Annotated in this window: 13 protein-coding genes and 2 tRNA genes; 10 read left to right on the top strand and 5 right to left on the bottom strand. The window is 58.5% G+C overall.

Annotated elements, in window-relative coordinates:
* Position 1: 1 nt before the first annotated feature.
* Entirely contained in the window at positions 2 to 1,009 is a 1,008-nt protein-coding gene (locus tag APQ99_RS00895; protein ID WP_010903234.1) for a 50S ribosomal protein L3, read from the bottom strand.
* A gap of 4 nt (positions 1,010 to 1,013) precedes the next feature.
* The gene (locus APQ99_RS00890; protein ID WP_010903233.1) at positions 1,014 to 1,865 is read right to left on the bottom strand and encodes a putative RNA uridine N3 methyltransferase; all 852 of its coding nucleotides are present in this window, start codon (positions 1,863 to 1,865) and stop codon (positions 1,014 to 1,016) included.
* A gap of 247 nt (positions 1,866 to 2,112) precedes the next feature.
* Between APQ99_RS00890 and APQ99_RS00885 the strand changes: the two genes are divergently transcribed.
* The 3 genes from APQ99_RS00885 to APQ99_RS00875 all read left to right on the top strand — a co-directional run bounded on the left by APQ99_RS00885 (position 2,113) and on the right by APQ99_RS00875 (position 5,372).
* Positions 2,113 to 2,183, top strand: a tRNA-Gly gene (locus APQ99_RS00885).
* A 135-nt stretch (positions 2,184 to 2,318) separates the two neighbouring features.
* Complete coding sequence (locus APQ99_RS00880; RefSeq protein ID WP_168731190.1) at positions 2,319 to 3,452, top strand: tyrosine-type recombinase/integrase; 1,134 nt, start codon at positions 2,319 to 2,321, stop codon at positions 3,450 to 3,452.
* Between the two features lie 390 nt (positions 3,453 to 3,842).
* On the top strand, positions 3,843 to 5,372 hold the full coding sequence (locus tag APQ99_RS00875) for a hypothetical protein (RefSeq protein WP_209000308.1): 1,530 nt from the start codon (positions 3,843 to 3,845) through the stop codon (positions 5,370 to 5,372).
* Between the two features lie 559 nt (positions 5,373 to 5,931).
* On the opposite strand, the gene APQ99_RS00870 is transcribed toward APQ99_RS00875, so the two are convergent.
* The 3 genes from APQ99_RS00870 to APQ99_RS00860 all read right to left on the bottom strand — a co-directional run bounded on the left by APQ99_RS00870 (position 5,932) and on the right by APQ99_RS00860 (position 7,089).
* Positions 5,932 to 6,162: a hypothetical protein gene (locus tag APQ99_RS00870; RefSeq protein ID WP_136361507.1), complete on the bottom strand. Its 231-nt coding sequence runs from the start codon at positions 6,160 to 6,162 to the stop codon at positions 5,932 to 5,934.
* A 114-nt stretch (positions 6,163 to 6,276) separates the two neighbouring features.
* A complete protein-coding gene (locus APQ99_RS00865) occupies positions 6,277 to 6,468 on the bottom strand; it encodes a hypothetical protein (protein ID WP_136361506.1) in 192 nt (63 codons plus the stop codon).
* Positions 6,469 to 6,858: 390 nt separating this feature from the next.
* Positions 6,859 to 7,089, bottom strand: coding sequence for a hypothetical protein (locus APQ99_RS00860; protein ID WP_136361505.1), 231 nt, complete (start codon positions 7,087 to 7,089; stop codon positions 6,859 to 6,861).
* Positions 7,090 to 7,260: 171 nt separating this feature from the next.
* Here APQ99_RS00860 and APQ99_RS00855 point away from each other — a divergent pair, with 171 nt between their 5' ends.
* From APQ99_RS00855 to mch, 7 genes are all read left to right on the top strand, one after another.
* On the top strand, positions 7,261 to 7,758 hold the full coding sequence (locus APQ99_RS00855; RefSeq protein WP_209000307.1) for a hypothetical protein: 498 nt from the start codon (positions 7,261 to 7,263) through the stop codon (positions 7,756 to 7,758).
* A gap of 458 nt (positions 7,759 to 8,216) precedes the next feature.
* Positions 8,217 to 8,720: a zinc ribbon domain-containing protein gene (locus APQ99_RS00850; RefSeq protein ID WP_136361504.1), complete on the top strand. Its 504-nt coding sequence runs from the start codon at positions 8,217 to 8,219 to the stop codon at positions 8,718 to 8,720.
* Positions 8,713 to 9,138, top strand: a complete 426-nt coding sequence (locus APQ99_RS00845) for a zinc-ribbon domain-containing protein (RefSeq protein WP_136361503.1) — start codon at positions 8,713 to 8,715, stop codon at positions 9,136 to 9,138. The genes APQ99_RS00850 and APQ99_RS00845 overlap by 8 nt, the downstream gene beginning before the upstream one ends.
* The gene (locus tag APQ99_RS00840) at positions 9,138 to 9,515 is read left to right on the top strand and encodes a DUF2085 domain-containing protein (RefSeq protein WP_136361502.1); all 378 of its coding nucleotides are present in this window, start codon (positions 9,138 to 9,140) and stop codon (positions 9,513 to 9,515) included. The genes APQ99_RS00845 and APQ99_RS00840 overlap by 1 nt, the downstream gene beginning before the upstream one ends.
* 164 nt (positions 9,516 to 9,679) lie before the next feature.
* A tRNA-Gly gene (locus APQ99_RS00835) sits at positions 9,680 to 9,744 on the top strand.
* Positions 9,745 to 9,847: 103 nt separating this feature from the next.
* The gene (locus APQ99_RS00830; RefSeq protein WP_010903232.1) at positions 9,848 to 11,101 is read left to right on the top strand and encodes an MFS transporter; all 1,254 of its coding nucleotides are present in this window, start codon (positions 9,848 to 9,850) and stop codon (positions 11,099 to 11,101) included.
* Positions 11,102 to 11,160: 59 nt separating this feature from the next.
* Positions 11,161 to 12,096 (top strand): methenyltetrahydromethanopterin cyclohydrolase, encoded by a 936-nt coding sequence (mch, locus tag APQ99_RS00825; protein ID WP_010903231.1) that lies wholly within the window; start codon positions 11,161 to 11,163, stop codon positions 12,094 to 12,096.
* Positions 12,097 to 12,122 lie beyond the last annotated feature (26 nt).

The raw sequence follows: 12,122 nt of genomic DNA, 5'->3' as shown, positions 1-12,122 counted from the left end.
ATTATCCCTGGTTGGATGCGGTGCTCACGTACCGCACCTCCGGATCGAGGCGCGGCGATTCGTTCGGCCGGACGGCCGGCCGGAAGCGCACGAGGCGCTGCTCCGGGCCGGGCACCGAGCCTTTCACGAGCGTGTACGGGCCGTCGACTTCGCCGTAGTTCGGGAAGCCGCCGTCCGGCGTCGGCTCGTCCCCATCGTTGATGTCGATGAGGCGTTTGTTCAGTTCGGTGCGCTGGTGGTAGCCGGTCTGGCCCTGCTGTGGAACCGTCGAGCGAACCCGAGAGGGGTTCCACGGGCCGAGGTTACCGATGCGGCGCCGCCAGCCCTGGCGGGCGTGCTTGCCCTTTCGCTTCTGGACGCCCCAGCGCTTGACGGGGCCCTGGGTGCCCTTGCCTTTGGTGATGCCCGCGGCGTCGGTGAACTCGCCGGCGCGGAACACATCGCCGAACGCGTGGACGCCGCCGTCCTCGATGAGGTCGGCAGCGAACTCCAGTCGGTCGGCGAGCGTGCCGCCGCCGACGCGAGTCTCCATCACGTCCGGGTTTTTCTTCGGGACGCCTGCGGTGTCGCCGGGGACCGTGTGCGTGATGACACGGATGTCGGCGATTTCCTCGGTGTCGAGCGCCTCGATCAGTTCGTCTGTATCTCCGCCCTCGTCGGGGACAGAGAGCGTGCGGTCGAGCGACTCGTGGGTGTCGTCCGCCCAGACTTCCGTTAGCGGCTTCTTGCCGTACGGCGTGTCCTCGTAGAGGCGGACGGCCGCCGCCCGCATGGGCGGCGTTTCGACGACCGTCACGGGGACGGTCGTCTCCATGCCCTCGGTCGGTGCGTTGGCCTTGTCGTCAACGAGGACGACGTGGGTCATGCCGGCCTTGTAGCCAGCGAAGCCCTGGAGGCCGACTTCACCGTCGTCGGCGGGCCACGAGTTGAAGCGCGGTACTTCGCTCTCCGCGCGCTTGCGGGGACTGAACCCCATCGAGCCTTTGCGTGGTCGGTTTGGCTGTGGCATCGTATCACTCCGTGAGCGTCAGGGAGCCGAGTGTCGCGAGCACCGCTTCTTCGGTGCGCACGACCTCGCTCCCCTGATCGGGGATGGTGTTGAGCCAGGCGTCGAATCGCGCGGGGGCGTCTGCGGATGAGTCGGTGACCGACTCGTTGACCGCGTCCGCCGAAACACCAAGCATGGGCGGCAGCCCACGTTCCGGTGCTCCGAACGCAACGGTCACGCCGTCCCTGGCGATGCGTTCGCGGTACCCACCGAGGGAAGCCACCGAAAGCGGCTCCCCGTGCCGGGAGGTCGCAATGCGAACGCCCGCGTCGGAACGGTCTAAAGCGTCACCGAGACCCGTGCGTTCGACCGAAAACCCCGGGAGGGGGTCGTCGACCAGTTTCGCACGGACCGGTCGTCGCGAAGAGACCCTGATGGTCACGCGCTCTCCTTCCGAGACCGCCATTCCTGGTGGTTCGTGGAGGGAGATCGGGTGTTGCATGCCGCAATTGACCCGAACGCGCCCTTCAGATCCGACCTGGGTCACGATTCCCTGTCGTAACGACCCAGACCCGCTCGAGTCTGAGCCGGTCCATGACGAGAGACGGAGCGGGGGCAGGACACCGGCGTACGCCAGTTCGTCGCGCGTATCGAAGGCCTCCTTTCGGAGGTATGGTGGCGTTGCGGCGTACCGCAACACCGTTTCGACGAACCCGCCGCCCCACTGCCGCTCGCCGTCTTCGTCGGGGAAGACAACGACGCGGTCGATCCGGAACACCGCCGCCGCGCGGGCGACGTAACCGAGCTTGCGAGTTGCCTCGCGTTTGTCCTCGGCTTCCCGGACGAGGGACGACGGCACGAGTACGCTCCGTGTCATGCCGTGTCGCGTCCGTGTCTCGTCACGAGACTGTAGCATACGTACAGATCACTCCCTAAAAAGGGTGGCGTTTCCGAACCGGCCGTGTGTCGCCGTCGCACGCACTCACGCCCCGGATCGTTTCGGTTCGCGTGCTGATCCGTCCGCGGCAGTCGCATCCGCGATCCGTGGGACTGACTACCGTACTCATAGCGTCCGTCAAAGAACGGATTTATATACACCCGCGTCGTTGTTCAGAATGCGAAGGGCGCTGGTAGTGTAGTGGTATCACGTGACCTTGCCATGGTCACAACCGGGGTTCAAATCCCCGCCAGCGCACTTCAGGCGCTAAAGCGCCTCTCGCACCCGTTTTCGTCGTCTCCAAAACCAAACAGAGACGACCATGACTATCCCGATTCCACTCAATCGTTCCGACCGTCCAGTAGCCGTAATTACGCGACAGGAGGCCCACGCATGAACTTCGAGGAGGAAGCACGGGATATTGACTTCGACTTTCCCATCCTCGCAGACGAAACCATAGAGCGGCTTTCTAATCAACACGCACGCGCGCAGAATGATTACGAAGTTTGGAAGTGCGACCTTCTGGAGTGGCTCTACTTCGAGGGAAAGGACCCCGACCGGCTACGCGGATACTCAGAGGAAACGCTCCGTAACTCCAACTACAAAATCGACCAAATCATGCGCTGGCTGTGGAACCAGCATGAATATACGACGGAACTCACTGAGGAGGATGCCGACGAACTGATGAAGGAACTCGGTCGGTACAGCGAGTACACCGATGCGAACCTCAACAATTTCGTGAAGACCATCAAGCGAATCTTCGCGTACTACAACCACGAGAAGGGGAAGCACATAGAGTGGGAGTGCAACATCGACCTAAACGAACCGTCTGTTACCAACCGGGACTACTTCAAGAAAGAGGAGTTCCGCCCACTCTACGAGGCCGCACTCGCGCACGGAACCGTGAAACACTACCACTCGTGTTCTCCCGAGGAGCGCGACGAACTGAAGGCGCACCTCGCACAGCGTCTCGAAAAGTCGAAGGAAGACGTTGGGCCAGAGGACTTTGGACAAGCAAACTCGATGAAGATACCTTCTCTCGTTTCTGTTTCTCTGGACTGTGGACTCCGACCTATTGAGGTTGGGCGTGCGAAAACCAGTTGGGTGAACTTCAAGGACTCGACGCTTGACATTCCGAAAGAGGAGTCCAGCAAGAACGAAGACAACTGGAAGTGCGTTCTGTCGAACAAGAGCGTTCGTGCCTTACGGAGGTGGAGCGATGAACGTTCCCGGTACGAGAAGTATGACGGTCGCAACGAGTTATGGCTCAACGAGAAAGGGAACGCCTACGGTTCGTCCTCGCTGAACTACCTGCTGAATCAACTCATAGACGCGGCAGGGATTCAGCCTGCTGGTCGCGACCTTTCATTCTATTCCATTCGGCATGGGTGTGCTACGGTTTGGGCTGACGAGGAAAACATCCACGACGCACAGGAGCAGCTGCGCCACAAGAAGGTGGAGACGACGCTGGGGTACGCCCATTCGGGAACGGAGAGCCGGCACAACAAAATCAACTCGAAGTGGTAGCGGTTTAACGCGGGTTTCGACTTGTGGCCCCCAGGGTTTGACCACCGAGAACCACCCTGCATCTCTTTAATTCTTCTTGGCCGACCTCGACGCCATCACGCGAACATCGGCATCTATTTCCGCTTGGGACCCCTCTATACGGTGAAGGCAGATTCTCGCGGGACTCCACAATTGAGCAGTCGTGACCATCGCGTTTCTCTCGGCTGACTAAACGCATGGAGGGCGAGATTTGACTTTCCGCTGAGAGCCTTCGCTATCCTCTGACCTATGAATACAGATACATCTACGTCTTCGACCAGCACAGCGACAACATCGAATAACAACGACTTGCTGTGCGTTCAGTACGGATTCCCGGACGGGAAGGGACCACATCGAGCGCCCAGACTCCAGATGATTTCCGAGCCGATTCCCGATGGTGCGGAGACTGTCAGTCCTATCTACAAAATCCCGAGAGAACAGTACGAGTACCAACGCGATATGGAAAATCCCTACCGAGTGGGTGGCGGCTACAAGATGAAGGCCACAGAGATACAGGATGAATGTCAGGCTGACGACCGTGTCCTCTACCCCATTCACATCGAATCCGACGTGTACCATGAGGAGGGGCCTGAAACGCTTCTCTCGTGGTTCCGAGAGTTCGTGGAGGACTACCTCGACGTTCCGTTTGACACGTGTACGTTGTACTTCTCGGGCAGACGCTCCATCCACGTTCACGTTCCTCGGTTCGTGTCCGGTGAAGCCGACAGGGAGCGGCTGAAGGAACTGGCTAAGTCGTACTGCAGGGAGACTGGTGCAAACCTCGATTTGGGTCTGTACTCAGAGAAGCGCATATTCCGAATTCCGGGCGTCGAACACGCGAAGACCGGCATCCCGAAGGTCGAAATTGAAACGGAATGGGACAGAACCCGCATCTTCCGTGAGGCGAACGGAGCGACCCCAAGCACGCCTGCAACGTATGCGGATGTACTGTGGGATGTATTCGGTCAGGCACGCCTAACCGCCGGTACAAGCGGCCCTGACATGGACGCCTCGAAGAATCTGCTTCAGGAACACGCCTCCGATAAGACGCTCTTGGAGTTCAAGCCTGACGAGTCGGAAGACGAAATCGAGACTCCCCTTATCGAGCGCGTTGATGAGCATCCCGAAGACCCTGCTGACGTTCCAGAGTGGTCGATGTACAACACTCAAGAGTTCTCCCCGTATGCTCTCGCCTCGGGAAACCCGCGGAGTGTCGCGGCGCTTCGCGTGAAAGACGGAGCGTTTGCACGGCGAGATAAGCGTGGTGCGGCGACGATGGTGCCGGCGTACTTCTACGGTGCTATCGGATGCAACGGCGGATTCACGAAACACGACGTTCACGCGCCGCTCCAGTTGTCGAAGATGGACTACCGAAAGTGGGACTACTCACCGGGGGAGAAGGTCGTCATTATCGGTGGGAAAAGCGGGAGTTCCCGAATATTCAGCGTCTCCTCGCGGGAAGCCACCGAGGTCGGCCACGCACTCAGACGCGATGAGGACGGGCGAGATATGGCGCTGAACTATCTCGCCGAGCAGGGATACGATATTGGCGCGTCTGGTTCCGCCACGTCCAGCTCGAGGGAGACAACTGCATCGAGGTCTGGCGAGTACAGCAACGAAATTGGGACGATTTGGCCCGCTCGTGAGAATCAGGGTAATGACGTGGAAGCCCTTCAGTGGAAAGCCGAACAGGGAGACATTCACACGCTCTCGCGCGGGGAGAAGGTGAGTCTTGCGTGCCGCTTCCTTCAGAATGGCTGGCAACCAACGTGGGAGTGGTTCGAGGAGCAGTTCGGCTCAACGTTCAAGCCAGAGGTCACGTGGAGGAATCTGAAAGGGATTGTCGAGAACCCCGATTTCGAAAAGTATGACGACGTGGACGTTCCTCCCAAACCCACGTGACACCCGCGTTTCAACTCTCGTGAACGAGTACATAGAGTGCGTTCACCATCCCCGAAGAACATGACTACTCTACCCTACCTCGATGAATGATTACACTCCTTGCTCCCCGTCCCACACAACAACAACCGGCCACCGACCACTAAGTTATGTTGCGAGAACGCAACACGGCGTCGGGGTAACTATGGCGATTGTCGATATTACTTATAAACGAATTCGGGGGTTCCAGCGTCCAACATCCTACGTCGATTGTCACAGTCCGCACGCGCCAACAGTAGGCCGGTCACGCCGCTCAAATGTTATGTGATGATTCCCCGGCGGTATGGTGTGTAACCCCGTGAGGTGGCTGAGGGACGCTATTAGGAGTCCCCATGCTCTGGGTCTCGCTGTATTCCTGGCTGGTGATTAGGGCGTCTCAGCTGGATTGTAAAACCGCCGAATAGGTGTCTGTTGATGACTACGGGAATCGGACTTACCGATGGCACTTGAAGGGACGATGAGACGCCATTATATCCCTCAAGCCGAGAGTTTAGCTATCCGAAGAATCCCGTAATTGCTCGTCCTACCAGTGCTTAGAATATCGTTTTGCATACTTTGCTGCAATCTTCTCCTTCTTCTCCTCTTCATCTAATTCCTCTTCATCCTCAGTCGGTTCACGCTGACGGTGGGTCTCGGAGGAGTCATCCTCTACGGATTTCTCCGCTTCCTCTTTTGAGAGTAGTTCTCCATCGCGACGGTTGTGGATATTTGCCATCGGAGAATCAGTGTCATCCACATGCCGTTTATCTCCCATCAATCAGTGGTCTAAGAGGAATCAGTTAAGTGTACCTCTACCCAGGATTTCAGATTGCCGTGAGGTTTGGGGTTTAAGTGCTTACTCTCTCTTGTTCTATTCGTGTCAGAACCCTCACTCGGTTCGACGTATGAACGTCGGGTAAACGACTTCAGTAACGCGGGAAACCCGAAGATTACCGACGACGAGTGGGACGCTCAGGTAATCGTCATTATCGACGACGACACGGACATCAGCAAGGGTGACGAAATCAAGTTCGTCGTAAAGCGTAATGAGGGCGGTCACTATCAGGCTCTCCTCAAGCACCAAGCGCCTGTCTCGAAACCGAACTACAAGTCCAAGCCGAACATCCCGATTCACCACGATGGGAAACACAATCAGTCGGTAGGGGATACTCGCTCGGAGAGCCACGCGATGCGGTCGGTTGATGACCGGTCGTAAGGAGTAGCTGTTCGCAGTTCATTTTATCGAGCTACCAGGAACGGTCTCTGCTTTATTTCACTGGGATTGCAGGGCATACGGCGAGGATACCGTAAGTCTGCTTATCGGTTGATTCACCGCGATACCACGTGGTAGAAACGCAGCTCTCAGTGAGAAATTTCGCAGACGAAGCCACTTATCATACGCTCGCGTGCGCCGTCTAATGTTCTGGCCGGGTGTTTAAATGCATAGAGGGTGTTGTAGCCCGCTGCACCTCTATGCGTTCGAATCCTCGGGTTGTTCACTTGGCTGGCTACACACTACTTCTCGGAGTTCTTCAAGCAACTGTGGGTGCTGCTCCTGTAGGACTTCGACATCGGTCGTGAGTTCTTCGTTAATCTTCCGTCGAACTCGGGAGATGGCTTGATAGCGGAGGTCTTCATCAACGTCGTCTCCGCCCTCGATGAGTTCACGCTCTCGGTCGGTTAGCAGGGCGCGTCTCGCCATACGCCAACCTACGTGCGTGCGACACTTAGTGGTGTCCGTATTAGGGAACGTTCCCATATACGGGAAGTATTAAGTGCATGGCGCATATACTTGTGAGTAGGAAGCGCGGCACGCCATCGCAGAAATGGCCGTGTGCTGGTACACACGACCGCGCTTCTGGGACTCAGAAGCATGACAGCCTACAATCTGACGGGTGAAAATCCCACCGACCTACCGAAGCGTGCAATCCGCGCGCTCACCGAGAAAATGACCGTTCTCCCCGACACAGGGAGAGTCAACGACGCAGACGACCTCTACCTCGTCGTATCCGAAAGCGGTTCGGAGTACCTCGTAGACGCTCGTGAGGGCGCGTGTGACTGTCCGGACGCCCGCCATAACCTCGCCGCCGACGACTCGTGTAAGCACGAACGCCGTGTACGTTACGCGACTGGTGAAACGCTCATTCCCGAGTGGACGAACGCCGACGCCATCGACCCCCAGCTCGGCACGCATACCTCAACCAATCCTGTTCGTGCCGCAGCAGACGGTGGTATTGTCGCCGAATCCGACGATGATTCTCCGCCACTCGATGCGTCGAAACGGGGAGAGTGCGATAACGACTGGTGTGATGGCTCGAACGGCGATAGCCTACCGTGCTTCGATTGTTTCGAGTACATGGAGGGACAGTAATGGCGCTCGAACGCGACCCCGCACACCTCGGCGATATTGGCGACGAAGACCCAGAGAAGGAACCAGACCCCGACCGCGTCTATGAACAGGAGGCCGAACAAAACATGACGCCCTGACGATAACCCAATCTGTCAGACATTCTTTCGGGAGTAGTCTTCACGATTTCGATAACTGAAACGCCATCGTAGACTTTATCCATACTCCTGAGAGAGTTGACACACTCTACGTCATGTTTATTGAGATTACAGGAGCTACAACAGCCCTATTAGCACTCCTCGGCGTCGGGGTGGTCGGGTGCTGTGGCTCTAAGCAGCAACAGCAACAACAGATTACGGTTTCTGACAACAGTAGTTCCAAGCCGAAACGAATCTGTCCGGACTGTGGTATGCAGAATCCTTCGGAGGCAAACCACTGTGGAGACTGCGGTTTCTCATTTAAGCCTGACTCTGGGGAATCTGATGACTGAGAACACCAATAAAGACCGCAGAGAAAAGTTTGAGGAAGAAGCTGAGCGCATTAGGAACTCAGACAGAGGAATCTCGGAGACGGCAGACGCAATAGAGGAAGTCCGAGAAAAATATTATAATTCGAAATGGGAGAAGATGGAGGAGGATATACAAGAAATGGAGGATTACAAAAGATATGCATTTATTCTTGGTAGCGGTTTGATTTCTGCACTTATTGGTGCAGGTGTTTTTGGTCTTGCTGGTTTCAGTACTATTGGGGCAGTTATATTTGGAGTTATTATAACTCTGGTTGCTTCTGCACATATGACCAAACCTGGCCTTCAGTTTATGAAGGAATTTAAACAGCAATCTGGCGGAGTGGCAGGCCAACAACAGGAGAGTGGTTCAAAGTCATCAAAGCGGAACGCTATCTGCCAAAATTGTGGTTGGCAGAACCTCCAATCAAATAATTTTTGTAACGACTGTGGTAAGGAATTGAAACCATCTAATGAGTGATAGAAACAACTCCAAGAAAGACGGAGGAGACATCACATCAGAGGAGGATGAGACTGGGGAGAAAATTGAAACGAGCTATGATGATGACGGTCCTCTCCATGAGAAGATAAACACTGTATCTGCTTGGGTTATTGTGATTGGTGCGTTCTTCGCTGGTGGTATTGCCAGTATGCTGTTTGTCCCTTACAGCAATTGGCTTTCGTTTATGGTGTTTGGCGGGCTTGTTTCAGTACCTCTCTGGGCGATTCTCACTGAATCTGGGTTAGAGTGGCTGAATAATCTGGACTCAGCTTCTAAATCAAGTACTAATACACAAACCGTCAACTCCTCGCGCAAAAGGATATGTTCGTCTTGCGGCTGGCAAAACGAGCAGACGAATAACTACTGCATAGATTGTGGGACGGAACTCGGAGATTGATGGCTGAAGTTCTCGACAGCGTTTTTCGCCTCTCAAATAAGTTCCTTCGACCATATCCGCTCTGTCATTCCCGACCAGATAGGTCACTGAGCTATCGTGGGCGATACTTCGGACTGTGTGCCCGATGTACTGGTATGTACACAAGTGGAATTCTTACCGTCCTGGTTACGTTGGTATGGTCCCTTCCACTCAATCCTGAACCGTCTCTTATTCTGGGCGGAATTCTCCTGATTCCGGGTGGTATAGATGGATTCACACAGCTACTTGGAAAGCGTGAAAGTACGAACCGACTCCGCATTATCACTGGACTTCTCCTCGGCGTCGGGGTCGTACTTTGTATAATGGGTATTGTAAGGAGTCTCTCACACGTTATTTAGAGAGTTCTGGTAGTGGATTCCAAGACAAAGTTGTAGCCATGTCATACGATTTCTTAGCGCTTGTAAGAACCGACGTATAGGTGGTTATAAGAGGATGTGGCTCTATCGTAGATTAGACGACGAAAACTGGCTTACTCGGCAAAGGATGCCGCTTTCAGGCGCTTGCGCCGGAGTGGTATCACGTGACCTTGCCATGGTCACAACCTGGGTTCAAATCCCAGCCAGCGCATTTCTCACCGTCGTTGTGTCCGATAGCCTGCCGTCGGCTGTGCGCTCGCTCGGTCTCGAAGCATACTTGAACGCCGACGGGAACCGATAGCTGTCCCGCTGACATGAGTCGCCTCTCGAAGTCACAGGTCATCCGCCGGTATTACCTCTACAGAGCCACCGCCCGCCCCGGCTTCCATTACGCCATCTACACGTTCTTCTTGCTGTTCAACGGGCTGTCGTACACCCAGATCGGACTCATCGCCTCGATCCAGTCGATCGTCGTCGTCGCGTCCGAGGTCCCCACGGGCTACGTCGGCGACCGCATCGGCCGCCGGAACAGCCTCGCGGTCGGTGCCGCCATCCTCCTCGTGTCGAACGCCAGCTACCTCGTCGCCACGGACCTCATCGGGTTCACGTTCACCTTCGTCACGCTCTCGTTCGGCGGCACGTTCATCTCCGGCTCCGCCAGCGCGTGGCTCTACGACACCCTCCAGGAGCACGACAGCGCCGACGAGTTCACGCGCATCAGCGGGCGCGGGCGCGCCATCGGACTCTACGTCGGCGCTGTCGGCGTCGTTCTCGGGGCCGTTCTGTACACGGTGGACCGCTCGTATCCGTTCGTTGCGGGCATCGTGACCGCCGCGCTCGCGGCCGCGTTCGTGCTCCGCCTCCCGCAGAACGAGGCCTACGACGACAGCGCCGCCGTCGAACAGGACCGCATGTCCGTCGCCGACGCGCTCCCGGTCATCACCGACCAGCTGACCACCCCCCGGCTGCGGTGGTTCGTCGTCTACGTCTCGCTCATCAGCGGCACCATCTGGACGATGGACATGTGGATTCAGCCCATCGCCCGCGACGCCATCGAGGCGACGTTCCTCCCGCTGCTGCAGTCACTCCCCCTCCCGCAGCCCGCCGTTCTGTTCGTTGGCGGCCTCTACGGCGCGTTCCGGCTGCTCTCGGCGGTCACGAGCGATTACGCCGGCGACCTCGAAGGGTTGTTGGGCGTCCGGACCTCCCTCATCGTCGTCCCGGCCGCCATCGCCGCGACGTACGTCCTCGCGGGCCTGGTTCCCTGGGTCGTGTTCCCCATGTTCTTCGCGCTGAAAGGCGGGGGGTCGCTGCTGCGCCCCATCCAGAACCGCTACCTCAACGACAACGTCGCGTCCGTCGGGCGCGCAACGCTGCTGTCCGCGGTGGCGATGCTGCGGCAGGTCGTCGGTGCGCCGTTCCGGTTCGCCAGCGGCGTGCTCGCCGACGCGTTCTCGGCCGTGGACGCCGTCGCCATCCTCGGCGGCGTGTTCCTGGTCGGGGCGGCGCTGCTGTGGGTGCTCCGGCCGCCGGTCCGCGCGGACTACCAGCCGCCGCCCGGCGAGTGACCACCGCGCGCCGGCCGCTACTGCGAACCCTCTTGTATCGGGACGCCAAACCCCGCGGTATGGAGAGTCTCAACCGGATGGCCCTGGAACTCGCCGACGAGGCCTTGGAGTTCACCGAGGAACTCGACATCGGTGCCTTCGAGCTGGACACCGGCACGACGGTCATCGACTTCGGCGTGGAGCACGACGGCGGCCTGGAGGCCGGGCTGCTGTTGGCGGAGCTGCAGACCGCGGGGCTGGCGACTGTGCAAACGCGCGTCGACACCGTCGGCGACGCGACGTTCCCCCACGTCGAGGTCGCCTGCGACCAGCCCGCCGTGGCGATGCTCGGCGCGCAGAAAGCCGGCTGGGAGCTCGCCGTCGATGACTACGAGGCGCTGGGCAGCGGGCCGGCCCGCGCGCTCGTCGCCACCGAGGGCGAGTTCCAAGCCATCGACTACGTCGACGCCTTCGAGTTCGCGGTGTTGACCCTGGAGAGCACCGGCCTCCCGACGACGGCCGCCGCCAGTGAGGTCGCCGCCCGGGCGGGCGTCACCGAGGAGAGCGTCTTCCTGCCGACGTACCGCACGGCCAGCGTCGCCGGCAGCGTCTCCGCCGCCGCCCGCACCGTCGAGTTGGCGGTGTTCCGCCTCTACGAGCTCGGCTACGACCCCACGGACGTCCTCTCGGCGTCGGGCTGTGCACCGGTCGCACCGGTCGCCGGCGACGAACAGACGGCCATCGGCCGCACCAACGACGCCCTCGCCCACGGGGGCCGAGTCCACCTCACGGTCGCGGAGGACTTCGACGCCTTCGACGCGGTGGTGTCCTCGGCGGCGGCCCGCTACGACGACCCGTTCGCGGAGGTCGTCGGCACCGACGACTGGGATGCGGGCGACGTGGACAACGGCGTGTTCGGTCCCGCCCAGCTCACCGTCGACGTCGTCGGCGGCCCCACCCACGCGTTCGGCACCGTTCGCGAGGACGTGCTCGCCGACGGGTTCGGGCTGTCGTAACGCCGGAAGGCGGCGTTTTATCTGGC

This window comes from Halobacterium salinarum DSM 3754 (assembly GCF_008124605.1).
In the GTDB taxonomy this organism is placed as follows: domain Archaea; phylum Halobacteriota; class Halobacteria; order Halobacteriales; family Halobacteriaceae; genus Halobacterium; species Halobacterium salinarum.
Note: the sequence above shows the minus strand (reverse complement) of the source record. Positions and strands in the feature narration are given on the sequence as shown.